Source organism: Microbacterium deminutum, from assembly GCF_039530205.1.
Lineage (GTDB): Bacteria > Actinomycetota > Actinomycetes > Actinomycetales > Microbacteriaceae > Microbacterium > Microbacterium deminutum.
This window is the reverse complement of record NZ_BAAAOG010000001.1, coordinates 1063673-1085346: the sequence shown is the minus strand read 5'-3', so window position 1 is coordinate 1085346 and position 21674 is coordinate 1063673. Positions and strand designations below refer to the sequence as shown.

19 protein-coding genes are annotated in these 21674 nt (G+C 68.5%); 8 read left to right on the top strand and 11 right to left on the bottom strand.

Annotation, left to right across the window (positions count from 1 at the left end; translation table 11 throughout):
- Positions 1–220: 220 nt before the first annotated feature.
- Positions 221–1207, top strand: a complete 987-nt coding sequence (locus ABD212_RS04890; RefSeq protein WP_344091777.1) for a COX15/CtaA family protein — start codon at positions 221–223, stop codon at positions 1205–1207.
- A 93-nt stretch (positions 1208–1300) separates the two neighbouring features.
- Positions 1301–1777, top strand: a complete 477-nt coding sequence (locus ABD212_RS04885) for a dinucleotide-utilizing enzyme (protein WP_344091775.1) — start codon at positions 1301–1303, stop codon at positions 1775–1777.
- Between the two features lie 69 nt (positions 1778–1846).
- On the opposite strand, the gene ABD212_RS04880 is transcribed toward ABD212_RS04885, so the two are convergent.
- The gene (locus ABD212_RS04880; RefSeq protein WP_344091773.1) at positions 1847–3274 is read right to left on the bottom strand and encodes a glycoside hydrolase family 18 protein; all 1428 of its coding nucleotides are present in this window, start codon (positions 3272–3274) and stop codon (positions 1847–1849) included.
- A 241-nt stretch (positions 3275–3515) separates the two neighbouring features.
- Positions 3516–4457 (bottom strand): heme o synthase, encoded by a 942-nt coding sequence (locus ABD212_RS04875; protein WP_344091770.1) that lies wholly within the window; start codon positions 4455–4457, stop codon positions 3516–3518.
- Positions 4458–4768: 311 nt separating this feature from the next.
- On the opposite strand from ABD212_RS04875, the gene tkt reads away from it, so the two are divergent.
- Genes tkt through pgl form a run of 6 tightly spaced genes read left to right on the top strand, consistent with a single transcriptional unit; the run spans position 4769 to position 12974 of the window.
- On the top strand, positions 4769–6865 hold the full coding sequence (tkt, locus tag ABD212_RS04870) for a transketolase (protein ID WP_344091768.1): 2097 nt from the start codon (positions 4769–4771) through the stop codon (positions 6863–6865).
- Positions 6862–7980 carry a transaldolase gene (tal, locus tag ABD212_RS04865; protein ID WP_344091766.1) on the top strand — a complete coding sequence of 373 codons (1119 nt, stop codon included), beginning with the start codon at positions 6862–6864 and terminating at the stop codon, positions 7978–7980. The genes tkt and tal overlap by 4 nt, the downstream gene beginning before the upstream one ends.
- Positions 7977–9599, top strand: coding sequence for a glucose-6-phosphate isomerase (locus ABD212_RS04860; RefSeq protein ID WP_344091765.1), 1623 nt, complete (start codon positions 7977–7979; stop codon positions 9597–9599). Before tal ends, ABD212_RS04860 begins: the two co-directional genes overlap by 4 nt.
- A gap of 12 nt (positions 9600–9611) precedes the next feature.
- Positions 9612–11204, top strand: coding sequence for a glucose-6-phosphate dehydrogenase (zwf, locus tag ABD212_RS04855; protein ID WP_344091763.1), 1593 nt, complete (start codon positions 9612–9614; stop codon positions 11202–11204).
- Complete coding sequence (locus ABD212_RS04850; RefSeq protein ID WP_344091761.1) at positions 11201–12166, top strand: glucose-6-phosphate dehydrogenase assembly protein OpcA; 966 nt, start codon at positions 11201–11203, stop codon at positions 12164–12166. Before zwf ends, ABD212_RS04850 begins: the two co-directional genes overlap by 4 nt.
- 16 nt (positions 12167–12182) lie before the next feature.
- Positions 12183–12974 (top strand): 6-phosphogluconolactonase, encoded by a 792-nt coding sequence (pgl, locus tag ABD212_RS04845; RefSeq protein WP_344091759.1) that lies wholly within the window; start codon positions 12183–12185, stop codon positions 12972–12974.
- A gap of 45 nt (positions 12975–13019) precedes the next feature.
- On the opposite strand, the gene ABD212_RS04840 is transcribed toward pgl, so the two are convergent.
- The 9 genes from ABD212_RS04840 to uvrC form a co-directional block, all read right to left on the bottom strand.
- Entirely contained in the window at positions 13020–13376 is a 357-nt protein-coding gene (locus ABD212_RS04840; protein WP_344091757.1) for an RNA polymerase-binding protein RbpA, read from the bottom strand.
- Entirely contained in the window at positions 13376–13624 is a 249-nt protein-coding gene (secG, locus tag ABD212_RS04835; RefSeq protein ID WP_344091755.1) for a preprotein translocase subunit SecG, read from the bottom strand. The genes ABD212_RS04840 and secG overlap by 1 nt, the downstream gene beginning before the upstream one ends.
- A 117-nt stretch (positions 13625–13741) precedes the next feature.
- On the bottom strand, positions 13742–14530 hold the full coding sequence (tpiA, locus tag ABD212_RS04830; protein WP_344091753.1) for a triose-phosphate isomerase: 789 nt from the start codon (positions 14528–14530) through the stop codon (positions 13742–13744).
- Positions 14521–15735 carry a phosphoglycerate kinase gene (locus ABD212_RS04825; protein ID WP_344091751.1) on the bottom strand — a complete coding sequence of 405 codons (1215 nt, stop codon included), beginning with the start codon at positions 15733–15735 and terminating at the stop codon, positions 14521–14523. The genes tpiA and ABD212_RS04825 overlap by 10 nt, the downstream gene beginning before the upstream one ends.
- A 9-nt stretch (positions 15736–15744) precedes the next feature.
- Complete coding sequence (gene gap / locus ABD212_RS04820) at positions 15745–16755, bottom strand: type I glyceraldehyde-3-phosphate dehydrogenase (RefSeq protein ID WP_344091749.1); 1011 nt, start codon at positions 16753–16755, stop codon at positions 15745–15747.
- Between the two features lie 104 nt (positions 16756–16859).
- Positions 16860–17486: a superoxide dismutase gene (locus ABD212_RS04815; protein ID WP_344091747.1), complete on the bottom strand. Its 627-nt coding sequence runs from the start codon at positions 17484–17486 to the stop codon at positions 16860–16862.
- A 315-nt stretch (positions 17487–17801) separates the two neighbouring features.
- Complete coding sequence (gene whiA, locus ABD212_RS04810; RefSeq protein ID WP_344091744.1) at positions 17802–18779, bottom strand: DNA-binding protein WhiA; 978 nt, start codon at positions 18777–18779, stop codon at positions 17802–17804.
- 55 nt (positions 18780–18834) lie between these two features.
- On the bottom strand, positions 18835–19716 hold the full coding sequence (rapZ, locus tag ABD212_RS04805; protein ID WP_344091742.1) for an RNase adapter RapZ: 882 nt from the start codon (positions 19714–19716) through the stop codon (positions 18835–18837).
- Positions 19717–19741: 25 nt separating this feature from the next.
- Entirely contained in the window at positions 19742–21655 is a 1914-nt protein-coding gene (uvrC, locus tag ABD212_RS04800; RefSeq protein ID WP_344091739.1) for an excinuclease ABC subunit UvrC, read from the bottom strand.
- Positions 21656–21674: the final 19 nt, after the last annotated feature.

Genomic DNA, 21674 nt, shown 5'->3' with positions numbered 1-21674 from the left:
CATCCGCCCCGGCATTCCGGCTCCTCCGGTGGAGTTACCGAAGGGGGATGCCGCTGATGGGCCCTCTCAATGGCGCTGGCCGTCGCGCCTAGACTGTCAGTGGTTCGCGGCGCTCAGGGCGCACGAAGCCGACCCCACGATTCTACAGGTTCCGCCCCAAGCGCGGGCGCCTGTGTCCATGCACCCGCCGTGTGCGCAACCACCCAGGAGGAAGCGGACCATGCCCGCCGACACGACGACTCCGATCGCCCCCGGTCCGTTCCGACGGATGTGGAACTGGCTGCCGGATCGTGTCGACCGCCGAGTGGTCGTCGCCGCATGGGCGAACCTGGTCATGCAGATCGTGATCGTGGGCACGGGGGGCCTCGTCCGGCTCACCGGCTCGGGCCTCGGGTGCCCCGAGTGGCCCTACTGCACGGGCGACTCGCTCGTGCCCACGCAGGCGATGGGCATCCACGGGCTCATCGAGTTCGGCAACCGGACGCTCACCGGCGTGCTCGTCATCGTGGCGCTGGTGGCGTTCCTGTTCGTGGTGCGGATCGGGCGCCGGGATCTCACGGTCCTTGCGCTGTCGGTCGGGATCGGCATCATCGTCCAGGCGGTCGTCGGCGGCATCATCGTGCTGCTGAAGCTGCCGCCGAGTGTGGTCGGCATCCACTTCCTCATCTCGGCCACGCTCGTCGTCCTCGCGACCGGCCTGGTGTGCCGGGTCCACGCGCAGCCGGGGCCGCGGGTGCGTGCCGTGCCGGCCTGGTACGCCGTCACGGTCCGCGTCACCGGCGCGGTCGTCGCGGTGACCGTGGCGATCGGCATCCTGCTCACCGGCTCGGGTCCCCACGCCGGTGATGACATCGCCGCGCGCAACGGGCTCGATCCGATCCTCTGGCAGCACGTGCACTCCTGGCCCGCGTATGCCACGTTCGCCCTCACGGTCGTGCTGTTCGCCGGCTCGTGGCGCACCGCCCCGGCGCTGCGGCTGCGACTGTGGACCGGCCTCCTCCTCGCCGTCGAACTCGTGCAGATCGGCGTCGGCCTTTGGCAGGCGCGCACCGGTCTGCCGATCCTGCTCGTCAACATCCACATGGTGCTCGCCGTGCTCGTCGTCTCAGCGATGACGGCCGTCGTGATGCACATCACCGCGCCCGCGCCGACAATCGCGGACCCGGCGCTCGATCCGAGCGAGCAGACCGCCGGATCCCTTTCATAGCCGACACATCGACCTCACATACTCCGCGCTCCGCCGCCGCGGGCACGCTGGCGGGATGCCGCGGCCACTCGTGCCCACTTCCAAGGAGAATCAATGAATCCCCGTCCCGCTCTGCTTCGCAGCATCCCGTTCTGGATTCTCGTCGCAGCGTCCCTTGCCACCATCGTCCTCGGCTGGTGGATCCTCACCACCAAGCTCAACCAGATGTCTGCGGCACTGACCAATGGCAGCGCGACGGTCCGCGACGTCTACGTGGGTCCCTCGGTGGCGCTGGTGGGCGCTGTGCTGATCGGTGTCGGCGCGATCGGCATCCTGCTCGCGCTGGCCGTTGCCACGGCTGCATCGCTCCGCCCCAAGGCCGCTGTCGAGATCGTCGAGCCCATCGCCTGGACTGACGAGAACCCGGTCGGGTCCTTCGCACCCCTGGCTCCCGCTGCGCCGGTCGCCGAGGAAGCGCCCGCGGCCGCTGCGCCGGTCGCCGATGCGGCCGTGTTTGACGAGCCGACACCGGTCGCCGAACCTGCACCGGTCGCTGCCGAGCCCCCGGCCGACACAGAGACCGGTCGCTGACGCCAGCATGTGACTCAAAGCAGCGGGCCCAGGACAAGTCCTGGGCCCGCTGCTTTGTCCGAGATGAGGTCAGTGGAGAACCGGCGAGATCGCGTTCATGAGCGAGTGGCTGTCGGAGTCCTGGCTGATCTCCCAGACCATGGCTCCGCGGAGCTTCAGCGATTTGATGAGCGCCACTCGTTCCGCGACCGAAGCCGGGCTCGTGAACGAGATCACGGTCGGCACCGTCTCCGGGCCCGTGGCGAAGCTGTGCGTCGCGGCCGGACTCGACAGATAGGGTTCGCCGGCCAGCACGTTCCAGCGGACCGTGTAGCCGTTCGCGCCGGTCTTGCCGTCCGCGCTGACGTACCCTGCCTGATCGACGAGCTCGTGGTATGTCGGCTGCGGGGCCGTGTCGGCGGCGAGCGAGTTCGGGTCGAGGCCGGTGTTGTCGAACGGCGTGTAGAGACCGTAGTTCTTCGTGCCGGTCCGCAGGTACTGGTTGCCGTAGAAGGGCACCCCGATGACGAGCTTCGAGGCGGGGACGCCGTTGAGCAGGTAGTACGCCGCCGTGCCGCCGGTGTTCCACGTGAGGTTCTTGCCGTTCGGGTCACGCGGGTCGGGAGCGAACAGTGTGTTCAGAGCGGACACCGGCGAACTCGGCACGTTGAAGTCGTACGTCATGACGTTGGCCCAGTCGAGGCTCTTCACGAAGGCGCCGAGCTCGTAGTACTTCGTCGAGCTCGTCGCGGCGGGCAGGGCGGCCGTCAGCAGGTAGTGCTTTCCCGTCGTCTGGCCGTAGGCATCGAGCTGCTTGCGGAACTCGGCGGCCAGCAGCGTCGCGTTGTGCCGGTCGGCCGCGGTGGGGTTGACGTTGCTGTCGGCGACCTGTGTCGGGTATTCCCAGTCGAGGTCGATGCCGTCGAACAGTCCCGCGGCCGCGCCTGGGCCGCCCGCGGACTCCGGCCAGCCGCCGCCCGGCAGGTCGCCCTTGATGAACGTGTCGATGCAAGACGCCACGAATTTCTCGCGCAGCTCCTGCGTCGATGCCAGGGTCGCGAACCAGGTCGACTTCGTCCAGCCGCCTAGCGAGATCTCGATCTTCAAGTGCGGATTGGCCGCCTTGAGCTTCTGGAGCTGGTTGAAGTTGCCGAACAGGTGCTGATCGGGGTTGCTCGGGTCATCCGCGACGCCGTCGACCGTGTTCTCTCCGCCCCAGTAGACCTGCTGGAAGTCGGCCCACGGGTCGAGGATCTGGCAGCCCACCGCGCCGGACGCCGGGTCATATGACGGGACCCCGAACGCGTACTGGATGACGTTCAGCTTGTCGACCGGGATGTCCTTGACGAAGTAGCCCCGTCCGTAGACGTCCCAATCGGCGAAGTAGGCGCTGACGACCTTGGTGGGCGCGTCGCCCGGGGGTTTCGGGTCGGATGCCTGAGCCGGCGCCGCTATCGCGAGACCGAGCCCGAGCGTTGCCGCGGCGACCGCCGCGATGGATTTGGGTAGCGAGATCATGATGGGGGATGTCCTCTCACTGCGTTGTGGTGGGACACACTCTGCCGAAGCCGCGTTTGGTTTGTCAATAGTCCTAACTAACGTTTGTCAGCGGACCTTACTAACCCCGCGCTGGACTCGTTTCGTCTCGCTTCGCTCGCTCAACGACCGGGGGGCGCGACGCGGCGGGCCGCTACCGGTCGTTGAGCGAGGCCCGAAGGGCCGAGACGAAACGCGGCCGATCCGCCGCACCTGGCCGGGGTCAGAACGGAAGAAGGGGGTCTATCGCGATCGCCACGAACAGCAGCGTCAGGTAGGTGATCGAGGCGTGGAAGACCCGCATCGGGCGCGGCTCGGTGCCACGCACCGCCCGGTTGTACAGTCGGTGCGACTCGTAGATGAACCAGCCGCCGAAGACGAGGGCCGAGACGGTGTAGACGAGCCCCATGCCTGCGACCGGCACGAGCAGCAACGAGCACGCCACCGTCGCCCAGGCGTAGAGGATCACCTGCAGACCGACCTGCGATCCGTTGCGGGTCGCGCCGAGCATCGGCACGTGCACGTCCTCGTACTGCTCTTTGTACTTCATCGACAGCGGCCAGTAGTGCGGCGGCGTCCACAGGAAGACGAGAGCGAACAGGATGACGGGGGGCCACGCGACCGAGCCGGTGACGGCCGTCCACCCGATGAGCACCGGGAAGCAGCCGGCGATCCCGCCCCAGACGATGTTCTGCTCGGTGCGGCGCTTGAGGATCATCGTGTAGATCACGACGTAGAAGAAGATCGCGGCAGCGGAGAGCGTCGCCGCCAGCCAGTTCGTCGTCAGCCACAGCCAGACCGTCGAGACGACGGCGAGGGTCCACGCGAAGATCAGCGCGCCGCGGGGCGACACCTCGCCCGTCACGAGCGGGCGGTTCACAGTGCGCTGCATGTGCGCATCGATGTCGCGATCCAGGTACATGTTGAAGGCGGCCGCGGAGCCGGCGCTCATCGAACCGCCGACGACGGTGGCGAGCACCAGCCACAGGCTCGGGAACCCGCCCTCCGCGAGGATCATGACGGGCACGGTCGTCACGAGCAGAAGCTCGAGGACTCGCGGCTTGGTGAGCGCGACATAGGCGCGGACGGTTCGGGCGAAGGAACGACGGGGATCGCGCTTCTCGCGGTCGGCGGCTCGACGTCCGGCCGTCGTCGTGATGTCCATCGCCCCCGCAATCGCCGCCTCTAGAACAGCCCTCAGTCTATGGCATCGATCGCGCCGAACCCGGTCGGCGCGATCTCGCGCCTCCCGCTCTCCCTGCGGCGGGATCACGCCTCGAGGGGCTGCGGCGCGCCACCCGGGTCCGCACCGGACGCGAAAGACGGCGTCACAGAAAAGTGCCCATGGCCAGGGCGGCATGCCCCTTCGGTATGCTGAACACATACGCGCGCCCCCCGCGCCGATTCCCCCTTCTCCCTCCGGACAAGGCCGCGGACCGGCCACGTCTGGGCGCGACCATCGAGAAAGGCGGCCCGGTGTCGGAACTGCGTTGGGATGAGATCGATCGGCGCGCGGTGGACACCGTTCGCGTGCTGGCAGCAGACGCGGTGGAGAAGGTCGGCAACGGTCACCCGGGCACGGCGATGAGCCTTGCCCCTGCCGCGTACCTGCTCTACCAGCGAGTGATGCGCCACGATCCATCGGATGTGCACTGGGCCGGCCGCGACCGGTTCGTCCTCTCGGCCGGACATTCATCCCTCACGCAGTACGTGCAGCTGTACCTCGGCGGATTCGGGCTCGAGCTCGACGACCTCAAGGCGCTGCGCACGTGGGGTTCGCTCACGCCCGGTCACCCGGAGTTCGGTCACACCGACGGCGTCGAGATCACCACCGGCCCGCTCGGCCAGGGCCTCGCATCCTCGGTCGGCTTCGCCTACGCGGCTCGCTACGAGCGTGGCCTGTTCGACCCGGATGCCGCTCCCGGCACGAGCCCCTTCGATCACTTCATCTACGTGATCGCGTCGGATGGCGACCTGCAGGAGGGTGTCACCTCCGAGGCATCCTCGCTCGCCGGTCATCAGGAGCTCGGCAACCTGGTCGTCCTCTACGACTCCAACCAGATCTCGATCGAGGACGACACGAACGTGGCCTTCACGGAAGACGTCGCGGCACGATACGAGGCCTACGGCTGGCACGTGCAGACGGTGGACTGGAAGAAGACCGGCCAGTACGTCGAGGATGTCGCCGAACTGAACGCGGCGATCGAGGCAGCCAAGGGCGAGACGTCCAAGCCGTCGATCATCGTGCTGAAGACGATCATCGGCTGGCCCTCCCCCGGCAAGCAGAACACCGGCAAGGTCCACGGGTCCGCGCTCGGCGGCGAGGAGCTCGCCGCGACCAAGAAGGTGCTGGGCTGGGATCCGGACACCACCTTTGTCGTTCCCGAGGACGTGCTCGAGCACACGCGGTCGCTCGGCCGGCGCGGGGCCGCCGCCCACGCGGAGTGGCAGAAGTCGTTCGACGCATGGGCCGCGGCCAACCCCGAGCGCAAGGCGCTCTTCGATCGCCTGCAGGCCCGTGAGCTGCCCGAGGGCATCGCCTCGTCGCTGCCATCGTTCGAGGCCGGCAAGGAGGTCTCCACGCGCGCCGCATCAGGCACAGTGATCAACGCGCTCGCCGCCCAGCTGCCGGAACTGTGGGGCGGCTCGGCCGACCTCGCCGAGTCGAACCTGACCACCATCAAGGACGCGAAGTCGTTCATCCCGTCGGAGTGGTCGACCCACGAATGGGCGGGCGACCGGTTCGGGCGCGTGCTCCACTTCGGCATCCGCGAGCACGCCATGGGCGCGATCGTCAACGGCATCGTGCTGCACGGCCCGACACGCGCGTTCGGCGGCACGTTCCTGATCTTCAGCGACTACATGCGCCCGTCGGTGCGCATCGCCTCGCTGATGAGCATCCCGTCCATCTATGTGTGGACGCACGATTCCGTGGCGCTGGGCGAAGACGGTCCCACCCACCAGCCGATCGAGCAGCTCGCGGCGCTGCGCGCCATCCCGAACTTCACCGTCGTCCGCCCGGCGGATGCCAACGAGACCGCGGTGGTGTGGCTCGAGCTGCTCCGGCGGCACGGCGGCCCCGCGGGCCTCGCCCTCACCCGTCAGAACATCCCGGTGTTCCCGCGCGGTGATGCCGAGGCATCCGGAGACGTCTTCGCTGCGGCGCAGAACGCGACCAAGGGGGCGTACGTGCTCGCCGAGGCGCCGGACGGCACCCCGGACGTGATCCTGATCGGCACCGGCTCGGAGGTGCAGCTCGCGGTCGACGCGCGCGCGACCCTGGCCGCCGAGGGCATCAACGCCCGGGTCGTCTCGGCGCCGTCGCTGGAGTGGTTCGCCGAGCAGGACGAGGCCTACCGCGAGAGCGTGCTGCCCGCATCCGTCACCGCACGCGTGTCCGTCGAGGCGGGCATCGCCCTGACGTGGCGCGGCATCGTCGGCGACAAGGGCCGTTCCGTGTCGATCGAGCACTTCGGCGCGTCCGCCGACTACAAGACCCTGTTCCAGAAGTTCGGCATCACCGCCGACGCCGTCGTCGAGGCGGCCCGCGAAACCATCAAGGAGAACTCATGAGCACCCCCACCGAGAAGCTGACCGCGCAGGGCGTGAGCATCTGGCTGGACGACCTGTCGCGCGTGCGGATCACGTCCGGCAGTCTCGCCGAGCTCATCGAGACCCGCAACGTCAGCGGCGTGACCACCAACCCGACGATCTTCGCCGGGGCGCTGTCGCACGGGCACGTCTACGAGGCGCAGGTGGCGCAGCTCGCCGCCGCCGGCGTGTCGACCGACGACGCGATCTTCCAGATCACGACCGATGACGTGCGCGACGCGACCGACATCTTCCGTGGCGTGTACGACGCCACCGACGGCGTCGACGGTCGCGTGTCGATCGAGGTCTCGCCCGATCTGGCCCACGACACCGCGGCGACGATCGAGCAGGCGAAGCAGCTGTGGGCGACGGTCGACCGACCGAACGCCCACATCAAGATCCCCGCCACGAAGGCCGGACTCCCCGCGATCACGGCCACGCTCGCGGAAGGGATCTCGGTCAACGTCACCCTGATCTTCAGCCTCCAGCGCTATGCCGAGGTCATCGACGCGTTCCTGTCCGGGATCGAGCAGGCCAAGGCCGCGGGTCACGACATCTCGAAGATCCACTCGGTGGCATCGTTCTTCGTATCGCGTGTGGACACCGAGGTCGACAAGCGCCTCGCCGCCATCGGCACGCCCGAGGCCGAGGCCCTCACATCGAAGGCCGGCGTCGCCAACGCCCGCCTCGCCTACGAGCTCTTCGAGAAGGAGTTCGCGACGGATCGCGCGAAGGCGCTGACGGATGCCGGAGCCCACGTGCAGCGGCCGCTGTGGGCCTCGACCGGGGTCAAGGACCCGTCGCTCCCCGACACGCTCTACGTCACGGAACTCGTCGCACCCGGCACTGTGAACACGATGCCCGAGAAGACGCTCGAGGCCACCTTCGACCACGGCGAGATCGGCGGCGACGCCGTCACCGGCGCATACGCCGACGCGCACGCGGTGTTCGACCGACTCGCCTCCGTCGGGGTCGACTTCGACGACGTCACCCAGGTGCTCGAGGATGAGGGCGTCGAGAAGTTCATCGCCTCGTGGCACGAGCTCAAGGACACGGTCAAGACGGCGCTGCTGAATGCGCCGGAGATCGCCCGATGAGCTTCCAGCTCCACCTGAGCGGACACATCAAGTCAGTCGTCGATGAGACCCTCCCGGGTCTGGTCGCCAGTTTGATCGCATCGGGCATCACGGCCGGCGACCCGACCCTGTGGGGTCCCGACGCCGAGGCCGAGGCATCCCATCGCCTCGGCTGGGTGGACGCGGTCACCACCTCGCGTCCCCTCGTCGCGGAGATCGAGGCGCTGCGCACGCAGCTCGTCGCCAAGGGCGTCACACGCGTCGTCCTGGCCGGCATGGGCGGGTCCTCGCTCGCTCCCGAGGTCATCGCGCAGACGGCGGGCGTGCCGCTCGTGATCCTGGATTCGACCTCGCCCGGACAGGTGCTCGCAGCCCTCGACGGCGATGCGGAAGCGGGCGGCCTGACCCGGACGGCGCTGGTCGTGTCATCGAAGTCGGGCTCGACCGTCGAGACCGACTCCGCCAAGCGGGCGTTCGAAGCCGCCTTCCGCGACCTCGGGATCGATCCGCTGGAGCGCATCGTCGTGGTGACGGATCCCGGATCCCCGCTCGACGCGGCGGCACGCGCAGACGGCTACCGGGTCTTCAACGCCGACCCCGACGTCGGTGGACGCTACTCGGCGCTCACGGCCTTCGGCCTGGTGCCGACCGGACTCGCGGGCGTCGACCTCGCAGAACTCCTCGACGAGGCCGATGCGACGCTCCTCGAGGTCGCGATCGACAGCGCGGACAACCCCGCCCTCGTGCTCGCCGCCGCCATCGCGGGTGGCGATCCTCGTCGCGACAAGCTCGGCCTCGTCTCCGACGGCACCCACATCGTGGGTCTGCCGGACTGGATCGAGCAGCTCGTCGCCGAGTCCACCGGCAAGGATGGCACCGGCATCCTTCCCGTGGTCCTGCTGCCGGTGTCACCAGAGCTCGAAAGCAAGCCCGAGGACCTGCAGATCGTGCGCATCGTCGACGAGGCGAACGAGTTCCACTTCCGCGAGCACCATGAGGGCGAACTGCTCATCAGCGGATCGCTCGCCGGCCAGCTCATCGTGTGGGAGTACGCGACGGCGATCGCAGGACGGATGCTCGGCATCAACCCGTTCGATCAGCCCGACGTCGAATCCGCGAAGGTCGCCGCGCGCGGCCTGCTCGAGGCGCGGCCCGAGCGCCGCGCCCCCGCGTTCGAGGTGGAGGGCGTCGAAGTGCGGGTCTCGGAGCCTGAGCTCTCGGCATCCGGAACCGTCGCCGGCGTCCTCGACGCGCTCTGGGCACGGATCCCCGAGGACGGCTACGTGTCGATCCAGGCGTACGTGAATCGCCTCGACCTGCCCCAGCTCGAGGGCCTGCGCGAGCTCGTGGCCGCCGACTCGGGCCGGCCGACGACGTTCGGCTGGGGTCCTCGGTTCCTTCACTCGACCGGGCAGTACCATAAGGGCGGCCCGGCGAACGGCGTGTTCCTGCAGATCCTGGAGAGCACCGACGTCGACCTCGAGATCCCCGGCCGCCCGTTCACGTTCGGTCAGCTGATCGAGGCGCAGGCCGCGGGAGACGCGACCGTGCTCGCCGACGGGCATGGGCGTCCGGTCGTCACCTTGACGCTGACGGATCCCCAAGTCGAAGTCCTGTCGCTCTTCGAAGCGGCGCAGTAGGAGTACCACCACATGCCCATCGAGATCCCGGGATCGAGCGGCTCGGCGCAGCGGAAAGGCATCGAGATCACCCGCGGGCGCAACCCGCTGCGCGACCCGGAGGATGGCCGGCTCAACCGCATCGCCGGGCCGAGCGCGCTCGTCATCTTCGGTGTGACCGGCGATCTTTCCCGCAAGAAGCTCATGCCGGCTGTGTACGATCTCGCCAACCGCGGGCTGCTGCCTCCCGGATTCGCGCTCGTCGGCTTCGCTCGACGCGACTGGGAGGACCAGGATTTCGCCGAGGTCGTCCACGATGCCGTGAAGCAGTACGCGCGGACGGAGTATCGGGAGGAGACCTGGCAGCAGCTGCTCCAGGGCATCCGCTTCGTGTCGGGCGAATTCGACGACGCAGGCGCCTTCCGGCGGCTGCGCGAGACGGTGGAGCGCCTGGATGTCGACCGCGGCACCATGGGCAACCACGCCTACTACCTCTCCATCCCCCCCAAGGATTTCCCGCTCGTCGCAGAGCAGCTGAAGGCATCCGGACTCGTCGACGACACCGCCGACCAGCCCGACCGCTGGCGCCGGGTCGTCATCGAGAAGCCGTTCGGACACGATCTGGCCTCGGCCCAGTCCCTCAACGATGCGCTGCGATCGGCGTTCCCGACGGACTCGATCTTCCGCATCGATCACTACCTCGGCAAGGAGACGGTCCAGAACATCCTGGCGCTGCGGTTCGCCAACGAGCTGTACGAGCCGATCTGGAACCGCAACTACGTCGACCACATCCAGATCACCATGGCTGAGGACATCGGCGTGGGCGGCCGGGCCGGCTACTACGACGGAATCGGCGCCGCGCGCGACGTGATCCAGAACCATCTGCTTCAGCTCATGGCGCTCACCGCCATGGAGGAGCCCATCTCGTTCGACGCGAAGGAGCTGCGTGCCGAGAAGGAGAAGGTGCTCGCGGCCGTCACGCTGCCCAAGGACCTCGCCCGCTCGACCGCGCGCGGACAGTACGCAGGGGGCTGGCAGGGCGGCGAGAAGGTGCTCGGATTCCTCGAGGAAGAGGGGATGAACCGGCACTCCTCGACTGAGACGTATGCGGCCATCACCCTCGAGGTGAACACCCGGCGATGGGCGGGTGTGCCTTTCTATCTCCGGACCGGCAAGCGGCTCGGCCGCCGCGTCACCGAGATCGCCGTCGTGTTCAAACGCGCTCCCGAGCTGCTGTTCTCACGGAGCCAGACGCTGGGCCAGGGCCAGAACGCCCTGGTGATCCGCGTGCAGCCCGACGAGGGAGTGACGATCCGCTTCGGCTCGAAGGTGCCGGGCGCCGGAGCGCAGGTGCGCGACGTGACGATGGACTTCGGCTACGGACACGCTTTCACCGAGGCGAGCCCCGAGGCATACGAACGACTCATCCTCGATGTGCTGCTTGGCGACCCGCCGCTCTTCCCCCGCCACGAGGAGGTCGAGCTGTCGTGGAAGATCCTCGACCCCATCGAGCGGTTCTGGGCCGAGCAGGGGGGTCCGCTGGAACAGTATTCGCCCGGCTCGTGGGGACCGGCGTCCTCTGCCGAGATGCTCGCCCGCGATGGCCGCACCTGGAGGCGCCCGTGATCGTCGACCTGCCCGACACCACCGTGAGCAAGATCACCCGTGCACTCGTCAGCGTGCGCGAGGAGGGCGGCGCGGTCGCCCTCGGCCGCGTGCTCACCCTCGTCATCCTCACGCGTCAGGGTGCGCTGGAAGAGGTCATCGAGGCCGCCAACGACGCATCCCGCGAGCATCCGATGCGCGTCATCGTGCTCATGATCGGCAACGGCGACGAGGCGGAGTCGCGCCTCGACGCGCAGATCCGCGTGGGCGGCGACGCCGGCGCCAGCGAGGTCATCACGCTCCACATCCACGGCGAGGCCGGCAGCTCGAACCTCGAGAGCCTCGTCACGGGGCTACTGCTTCCCGATGCGCCGGTGGTCGTCTGGTGGCCGAACAAGACCCCGGACGTGCCGTCGCAGACATCCATCGGCAAGATCGCGCAGCGGCGCATCACGGATGCCGCGACCAAGAGCGACCCGTCGGCGTGGGTGGCATCGCTCGGCGGCAGCTACGCCCCGGGCGACACGGACCTGGCCTGGACCCGGCTGACCCGGTGGCGCGAGCAGCTCGCCGCGATCCTCGACCAGCCGCCGTACGAGTCGATTTCTGCCGTGCACGTGCGGGGGGCCTCCGACTCACCGTCGACGGCACTTCTGGCGGCCTGGCTGAGGCTCGCACTGGATGTCCCGGTCGACTGGGCGTACCTCGACCCCGAGGAATGGCCGCACGGGATCAAGTCCGTGACCCTGATCCGCGAGAGCGGCGAGATCAGGCTCGAGCGTCCGGATTCCGGGATCGCCGTATTGACCCAGCCTGGGCAGCCCGTCCACGAGCTGGCTTTCCCACGCCGGACACTGCGGGAATGTCTGGCCGAGGAGCTCCGTCGCCTCGATCCGGACGTCCTGTATGGTCGAGTCATCACGGAGGGCTGGGAACTGCTTGGGCCTCCCAACGATACGGGAGACACCGGCCGGCACGCATGAGCGGGACGAGAGACGCATGAGCGGCACGCACGTTGAGGCCTGGGCAGAGAAGCGCGTGGTCATCAGCGCCGACGCCGACGCGCTCGCCGACTCGGTCGCGACGCGGTTCCTGGGTCGCATGAGCAAGCGGGTCGATGACGACAGGATCGCCCACGTCTCGCTCACCGGTGGGTCGATGGGAGCCGCTGTGCTCCAGGCGGCCTCGCGCAGCGCACGCCGCGACCGGATCGACTGGACTCGCGTGCACTTCTGGTGGAGCGACGAGCGATTCGTCCCCCGCGCCCATGCCGATCGGAATGAGGGCCAGGCCAGAGCGGCGCTGCTCGATGCCCTCGACATCCCCGAGGCCAACATCCACGCCGTCGCCGCGAGCGATGAAGGCATCGACCTGGATGCCGCGGCCGCGCGCTACGCGGACGAGCTCGCGCGGTTCGGCACGGACGGCGAGCCTTGGCCGTCCTTCGACGTATGCTTCCTGGGAGTCGGCCCCGACGCGCACATCGCGTCGCTGTTCCCGGATCGTCCCGAGATCCTGATCACGGACCGCGCCACGGTCGCCGTGCGCGACTCCCCCAAGCCGCCGCCCGACCGGGTCAGCATGACGCGGCCGGTGATCAACAGCTCGCAGCGGGTGTGGATGGTGCTCACCGGAGCCGACAAGGCCTCGGCGCTCGGCCTGGCACTAGCGGGCGCGAGCTACGCGAGCGTGCCGGCGGCGGGAGCGAAGGGGCGGAAGCGCACCGTGTTCTTCGTCGACGGCGCCGCCGCGGCCCAGGTTCCGCCCGAGCTCATCGACGGGGAGTACTGACCGCCCGAACCCACCGGGAGGTTGCTTGAGCATCGACCGTGACGGTCACTCCTGCCCGCGGCGCTCCTTGAGCTGCTGCAGTGCGTCATCGAGGAGAGCTTCGGCCTCTTCTTCGGTGCGACGCTCCTTCACGTACGCGAGATGCGTCTTGTACGGCTCGGTCTTGGCCAGCGCCGGCGGGTTCTCTTTGTCGCGTCCGGCCGGCAGACCCGAGTGCGGCGAGTCGATCGTGTCGGGGATCTCCTCTTCGGGGATCCCGGCGGCGAAGTAGCGGACGGTCTCATTGCCGAGAGCATCCCAGTACGAGATGGCGACACGATCGGCGTGGAAGCCGTGGTCCTGCTCACCCATGGGTCCCGCACCGACGCGGGTGCCGCGGATGGCGTTGCCCCCGGTCGCCATCAGATGCCCTGGAACTTGGTGATGAGGCCGAGCGCCACGATCGAGACGAACCAGGCCAGCGCCAGGACGATCGTGAAGCGGTTGAGGTTGCGCTCAGCAAGACCGGACGAGCCGAGGGCCGAGGTCATGCCGCCGCCGAACATGTCGGACAGTCCTCCGCCGCGCCCCTTGTGGAGCAGGATGAGGAGGGTCAGCAGCAGACTCGTGATTCCGAGGAGCACCTGCAGGACGAACTCGAGGATTTGCACAGTCGTTCAAGCCTTTCGAGGCGATCTTCCGCCGATCGCACAAAGTCCAAGTATACGTGTTGAGGCGTTTCGTCTTCGCCTTTCGCCTCGGCGCGTGGATGCGCGATGCCGCCGGCGTCAGACTCCGACGTGCTTCTGGAAACGGACGATCGCCGAGAACTCGTCCACGACGAGGCTCGCACCGCCCACCAGAGCGCCGTCGACGTCGGGCTCGCGCATGAAGCTCGCGATGTTCGCCGCCTTGACCGACCCGCCGTACAGCACGCGAGTCGCGGCCGCGGCATCCGGCCCGAGCTTGTCGGCGATCACGTCTCGCAGCTTGGCGCAGACCTCTTGGGCCTGGTCCGGCGTGGCGGCCTGGCCCGAGCCGATGGCCCAGACCGGTTCGTAGGCGACGACGATGTCCGCGCCGGCGGGCACGCCTGCCAGCGCCACCTCGAGCTGACCGACGGGGACGGCACTGGCGCCGAACTTCTCGAGATCCTCGGCCGTCTCGCCGACGCAGATCACCGGCACGAGGCCGTGGCGCAGAGCCGCCTGCACCTTCGCGGCCACCACCTCGTCGGTCTCGTCGTGGTACTCGCGGCGCTCGGAGTGGCCGATGATGACGTACTTGCAGGTGAGCTTCGACAGGAACGCACCGGAGATCTCGCCGGTGTAGGCGCCGGAGTCCTTCGTCGACAGATCCTGCGCGCCGAGCGCGAACGGGATCTTGTCGGCGTCGAGCAGCGTCTGCACCGTGCGCAGATCGGTGAAGGGCGGGAAGACCCCGACTTCGACCGAGTCGTCGCCGTGCTTGGCATCCTTGAGCGTCCAGTGCAGCTTCTGCACGAATGCGATCGCCTGCAGGTGGTCGAGATTCATCTTCCAGTTGCCTGCGATGAACGGCGTTCTGGTCACTGCCATCCGAGGACCTCCAGTCCGGGAAGCTTCTTGCCCTCGAGGAACTCGAGGCTGGCGCCGCCACCTGTGGAGATGTGGCCGAACTCGTCATCCGCGAAGCCGAGCTGACGCACTGCGGCGGCCGAGTCGCCGCCGCCCACCACGCTCAGGCCGTCCACCTCGGTCAGCGCCTTGGCGACGGTCTTGGTGCCGGCGGCGAACGCGGCCATCTCGAACACGCCCATGGGGCCGTTCCAGAACACCGTCTTGGAGTCCCGGATGACGGCGGCGAACTGCTCCGCCGTGTCGGGCCCGATGTCAAGCCCCAGACCGGATGCCCCGAACGCTGTGTCCTCGATCGCCGTCGCCGGGGCGACGACGTGCTCGGCATCCGCGGAGAACGACGCCGCGACCACCGCGTCGACCGGGAGCACGAGCTCGATGCCCCGCTCCTTCGCCGTCGCGATGTAGCCCTTCACGGTCTCGAGCTGGTCCTGCTCGAGAAGGCTCGAGCCGACCTTGTGCCCTTCCGCCGCCAGGAACGTGAACATCATTCCGCCGCCGACGAGCAGGCGGTCGACCCGCGGAAGCAGATGCTGGATGACGCCCAGCTTGTCGCTCACCTTGGATCCGCCGAGCACGACCGTGTAAGGGCGTTCCGGATTCTCGGTGAGCCGGTCGAGAACCTCGACCTCCTTCTCGATGAGGAACCCGGCCGCCGACGGCAGGATCTCGGCGAGATCGTAGACGCTCGCCTGCTTGCGGTGCACGACACCGAAGCCGTCCGAGACCAGCGCATCGCCGAGCTCGGCGAGCTGCGCGGCGAACGCACCCCGCTCGCCGTCATCCTTCGCCGTCTCGCCGGCATTGAAGCGAAGATTCTCGATGACCGCGATGTCGCCGTCCTCAAGGGCCGCGACGGCATCGTGGGCCGACTCGCCCACGGTGTCGAGCGCGAACGCCACGGGCTTGCCGAGCAGCTCCGACAGCCGCTGCGCGACCGGCGCCAGGCTGTACTTCGGGTCGGGCGCGCCGTCCGGACGTCCCAGGTGCGAGCAGACGATGACGCGTGCGCCCTGGTTGATGAGGGCGTTGAGCGTGGGCAGGGATGCTCGCACACGGCCGTCGTCCGTGATCGCGCCGTCCTTCAGGGGGACGTTGAGATCACAGCGGACGATGACGCGCTTGCCTGCGAGCGAACCCAGCGAATCGAGGGTGCGCAGAGCCATGGTGGACGCCTAGAGGCGCTCGGCCACGTATTCGGTGAGGTCGACCAGACGGTTGGAGTAGCCCCACTCGTTGTCGTACCAGGCCGACACCTTGACGAGGTTGCCACTGACGTTCGTGAGGTCCGAGTCGAAGATGGCCGAATGCGGGTTGAGCTGGATGTCGCTCGAGACGATCGGCTCGTCGGTGTACTCCAGGTAGCCCGCGAGACGCCCGTCAGCCGCCGCGGCCTTGTAGGCCGCGTTGACCTGCTCGATCGTGAGGCCCTCGGTGGGCGTGATGATCGTCAGGTCGACGATGGAACCGGTGGGCACGGGGACCCGGTAGGACGAGCCGCTCAGCTTGCCTGCCAGTTCGGGCAGCACGTGGCCGATGGCCTTCGCGGCACCCGTTGAGGCGGGCACGATGTTGATGGCGGCGGCGCGCGCACGACGGAGGTCGCTGTGCGGACCGTCCTGCAGGTTCTGGTCCGCGGTGTAGGCGTGAGCGGTCATCATGAAGCCGCGCTCGATGCCGAATGCGTCGTTGAAGACCTTCGCGAGAGGAGCGAGACAGTTCGTCGTGCAGGACGCGTTCGAGATGATCACGTCGGTCTCGGGGTTATAGGTCTCCTCGTTCACACCCATGACGATCGTCGCGTCGTCGCCGGTGGCAGGAGCCGAGATGAGGACCTTCTTGGCACCGCCGGCGATATGCTTCCGGGCGTCGTCGGCCTTCGTGAAGCGGCCGGTCGACTCGATCACGATGTCGACGCCCAGGTCGCCCCAGGGGAGGTTGGCCGGGTCGCGCTCTTCGAACACCTTGAAGGTGTGTCCACCGACCGTGATGGAGTCACCGTCATACGTCACCTCGTGCGACAGCGGGCCGCCGACCGAGTCGTACTTCAGCAGGTGAGCGAGGGCCTTGTTGTCGGTGAGGTCGTTCACCGCCACGAGTTCGAGATCCGACCCCTGCGCGAGAGCCGCGCGGAGATAGTTGCGTCCGATGCGGCCGAAGCCGTTGATTCCGATCTTGACAGCCACGGAAATACTCCTGAGATGTGTCGTGCGCGATTGCGCGGTTCATTGCTTTCAGACGGTGGACAACGGCGTCCCGGCGGGCCATCCCGCCGGGACGCCCACGCTTGCTATGACAGTACCAGCAGGCCCGAGGTCTTCTCACGGGCGACCGCGAGGCGGTCCTGGACGTTCGACCAGTTCGCGATGTTCCAGACGGCCTTGACGTAGTCCGCCTTGACGTTGAGGTAGTCGAGGTAGAACGCGTGCTCCCACATGTCGAGCTGGAATACGGGGATGGTGCCCTGCGCCGTGTTGGACTGCTGGTCGAACAGCTGCTGGATGAGGAGCTGCTCTCCGATCGGGTCCCAGCTGAGCACGGCCCAGCCCGATCCCTGGATGCCGGTGGCCGCAGCGGTGAAGTGCGCCTGGAACTTCTCGAAGCCGCCGAAGAACTCGTCGATGGCGGCTGCGAGCTCTCCCTCGGGCTGGCCGCCGCCGTCCGGCGACAGGTTGGTCCAGAAGATCGAGTGGTTCACGTGCCCGCCTAGGTTGAACGCGAGATCCTTCTCGAGCTTGTTGACGTTCGCGAGGTTGCCTGTATCGCGCGCCTCGGCCAGCTGCTCGAGCGCGGTGTTCGCGCCGGTCACATACGCCTGGTGGTGCTTGTCGTGGTGAAGCTGCATGATCTTGCCGCTGATGTGCGGCTCGAGTGCGGCGTAGTCGTAGGGGAGGTCGGGCAACGTGTAGCTCGCCATGTTCTCTTCTTCCTATCGGCGCTGCGCCGAGGCTCCCCGGCGACAGCGAGGGGTGACGATTTCATCCTAGTGAGCGGCAACAGCGCCGCGAGGGGGTTGCTTCCCTGTGTGACATGCCGTTAGGCGCCCGTTCACGCGGGCGACCGGCATCCCGTCCGCAGCCGTTCGAAATCAGGCGATCCGGCGGCCGCAGGACGTTCTCGGCGTCCAACGTCCTGATCTCGAAGGATCGCCTGATCCGGCGGCCGGGTGAGGGAGGACGGGTGCCGCAGGCGGCAGTATCCGGAAGCGCATCGGCCAGCGGCCAGGAGGACCTCAGTCGTCGATGCCGGCCGGAACGGCCGACTCGGTGCCGGGAAGACCCTCGGTCTCGGCCTTCTTGTCGGCCATCGCCAGCAGCCGACGGATGCGGCCGGCGACGGCATCCTTCGTCAACGGCGGATCGGCGTGGTGGCCGAGTTCGTCGAGGCTCGCGTCGCGATGCGCGAGGCGCAGCTCGCCCGCCTCGCGAAGGTGGTCGGGCACCTCGTCCGCAAGGATCTCGAGTGCGCGCTCCACGCGTGCGCAGGCGGCCACGGCGGCCTGCGCCGACCGGCGGAGGTTGGCGTCGTCGAAGTTCACGAGCCGGTTGACTCCGGCACGCACCTCGCGGCGCTGGCGGAGCTGATCCCACTCGGCGGCGGCCCGCTCCGCGCCCATCTGGGCGAGGGCGGTGCGGATCGCCTCGCCCTCACGGACGACGACGCGGGGCACGCCGCGGACCTCTCGGGCCTTCGCCGGGATGCCGAGCCGGTGCGCCGCGCCGACGAGCGCCATCGCCGCCTCCGACGCGGGGCAGGTGATCTCGAGGGCCGCCGATCGGCCCGGTTCGCTCAGGGTGCCGGCGGCGAGGAACGCGCCGCGCCAGATCGCGGCGAGATCGCTGCGGGATCCCGTGGTGAGCTTGTTCGGCAATCCGCGCACGGGCCGGCGGCGCTGGTCGAGCAGACCCGTCTGCCTCGCGAGCGTCTCGCCGCCTTCGATCACCCGGACGGCGAAGTGGCTGCCGTTGCGGGCTCCCGAGCCCTGGACGTGGACGAGTTCGGGGCGGACGCCGTAGATCTCGACGAGGTCGCGCGCGACGCGGCGCGCGAGGACGTCGGAATCCAATTCCGCTTCCACGGCCACACGATTGGCGATCGAGTGCAGACCGCCCGAGAACCGCAGCAGGGAGGTGAGCTCGGCCACCCGGGCCGTCGGGTGCGGGTCGCGCACCGCGGTGAGCTCGGCCTTCACGTCAGCGGTCAGCGACACGGGTCTCCTCATTCGTCGGTTCGGAACGAGGGTCAAGCCTACTCGGGGCGTCGCGCTATTCGCGGCCGAGATCCCGATGCTTGATCCGCACCGCCACACCCGGCTCGTCGGCGAGCCGCTCCGCCAGTTCGCGCACCATCACCACCGAGCGGTGCTTGCCGCCGGTGCAGCCGATCGCCACGACGGAGTGCCGCTTGTTCTCGCGCTGGTACCCCTCGAAGACCGGATGCAGCGCCGCCGCGTAGGCGTCGACGAACTCCCGTGCACCCTCCTGCTCCAGAACGTAGTCCCGCACCGCGTCGTCCTCGCCGGTGAGCGAACGCAGCTCCTCGTTCCAGAACGGATTCGGCAGGAACCTCATGTCGGCGACCAGATCGGCATCCGGGGGCAGCCCGTACTTGAATCCGAAGCTGAGGAGCGTCACTGTGTGGCGGGCGACGGCCGCATCCGCGAACAGCTCGGCCACCTGCGTCGCTAGCTGGTGGATGTTGTACCGCGACGTGTCGATGATGACGTCGGCGGTCTCGCGCAGGGGTGCCAGCCGGTCGCGCTCCAGCAGGATGCCGTCGAGGATCGTGCCGTCGCCCTGCAGCGGATGGGGCCGGCGCACCGCCTCGAATCGCCGGACGAGCACGTCGTCTGCGGCATCCAGGAACATCACCCGGATCTGGCGTCCCTCGCGCAGCGCCCGGATGGCCTCCGGCAGATCGGCGAACAGATCGCGACCACGGACGTCCACGACCACCGCCACCCGGGGCAGCGCCTCCGCGGCAAGCTCGGTGAGATCGAGCAGCGGGCGGAGCATCTGCGGCGGAAGGTTGTCGACGACGTACCAGCCGAGATCTTCGAGGGCGTTGGCGGCCGTCGACCGGCCGGCGCCGGACATCCCGGTGACGACCATCACCTCGCCCGTCTGTCCGGGCTCCACGTCGGTCATGACCACCCCCGTCGTCGGGATCAGCCTATCCACTCGACAAGTGCGCGTGAATCGCGGCGGCCAGCTTCGGCCCCACTCCCGGCAGCTCCTCGATCTCCTCGGGCGTGGCTCGCTTCAGAGCGGCGACCGAGCCGAAGTGGCGCAGCAGCGCCTTGATCCGGGCATCGCCGAGCCCCGGAACCTCGGCCAGCACGCTCTGGATGCTGCCACGACGGCGTCTGCGCTGGTGCGTGATGGCGAACCGATGCGCCTCATCGCGCAGCCGCTGCAGCAGGTACAGCGCCTCGGAGGTGCGCGGCAGGATCACGGGGTACTCCTCCCCGGGCAACCACACCTCCTCCAGACGTTTCGCGATGCCGCAGAGCGCGATCTCCTCGTGCCCGGCATCCGCCAGCGCGCGGGCGGCCGCCTCGACCTGGGGCTTGCCCCCGTCGACGACCAGCAGCTGAGGCCGATACGCGAAGCGCGGGCGCTTGCGCGTCGTCACGACCTCGGCATCCGGATCGACGACCGCCGAATCGGCTTCGGCCTGCGCCGCGTCCTCGGCGTCGCCGCGGTCGACATACGCCAGCCGCCGCGTCAGCACCTGGTAGAGCGAATCGGTGTCGTCGGTCGTCTCGGGCACCCCGAACGAGCGGTACTGGTCCTTGCGCGGCAGGCCGTCCTCGAACACCACCATCGACGCGACGACGTTCGTCCCGCTCAGATGCGACACGTCGTAGCACTCGATGCGCAGCGGCGCCTCCGCCAGCCCCAGGGCCTCCTGGAGGTCCGTGAGCGCCTGCGACCGAGCGACGTAGTCGCTGGTGCGCCGGGTCTTGTGCAGGATGAGCGCCTGCTGGGCGTTCAGGCTCGCGGTCTTCATCAGTTCGGCCTTGCGTCCCCGCCGGGCGACCTGGATCGACACCGGGCGCTCGCGCTTGTCGCGCAGCCACTGCTCCAGCTCGTCGGAGTCTTCGGGCAGCGCCGGAACCAGGACCTGGCGCGGGATGTCGGCGGGCGCGGCATCCCCGTACGTCCGCTGCAGCACCTGGTCGACGAGATCGCCGCCGGTGATGTCGAGCTCCTTCTCGATCGTCGTGGCGCGTACCCCGCGCACTCGACCGCCGCGGATCACGAAATGCTGCACCGTCGCTGCGAGCTCGTCCTCGGCGATGCCGAAGAGGTCGGCATCGGTGTCGGCTGCGAGCACCAGCGCACTGCGGCTGAGCACGGCGTCGATGGACTGCAGGCGATCGCGGTAGATCGCCGCCGCCTCGTAGTCCATCGCGGCCGAGGCCTCCCGCATCCGCGCCGTGAGCTCTTTCGTGAACCGCTGATCACCGCCGGACATGAACGCGATGAAGTCGTCGACGATCGCCCGGTGCTCCTCGATCGACACCTTCATCGAACACGGGCCGCCGCAACGGCCGATCTGGCCCGGGAAGCACGGGCGCCCCGTGGCCATCGCCTTCTTGTAGCTGGCGTCGCTGCAGGTGCGGATGGGGAACACCTTGATCATCAGGTCGATGGTGTCGTGGACGGCCCAGACCTTCGGATACGGGCCGAAGTACTTCGCGCCCGGGATCCGCCGGTTGCGCGTCACGATGACGCGCGGAGCCTCGTCCGCGAGGGTGATGGCCATGAACGGGTAGGACTTGTCGTCCTTGTAGCGCACGTTGAACGGCGGGTCGAACTCCTTGATCCACATGTACTCGAGCTGGAGCGAGTCCACGTCGGTCGCGACCACGGTCCATTCGACGGATGCCGCGGTTGTGACCATGCGCCGGGTGCGCTCATGCAGGTTCCGCAGCGGCGCGAAGTAGTTCGACAGGCGCGCGCGGAGGTTCTTGGCCTTGCCGACGTACAGGACACGGCCCTGAGAGTCGCGGAACCGGTAGACGCCCGGGTTGGTGGGGATCTCGCCCGGCTTCGGCCGGTAGGAGAGCTGATCGGCCATGCCTGCTCAGCGCGCCGGC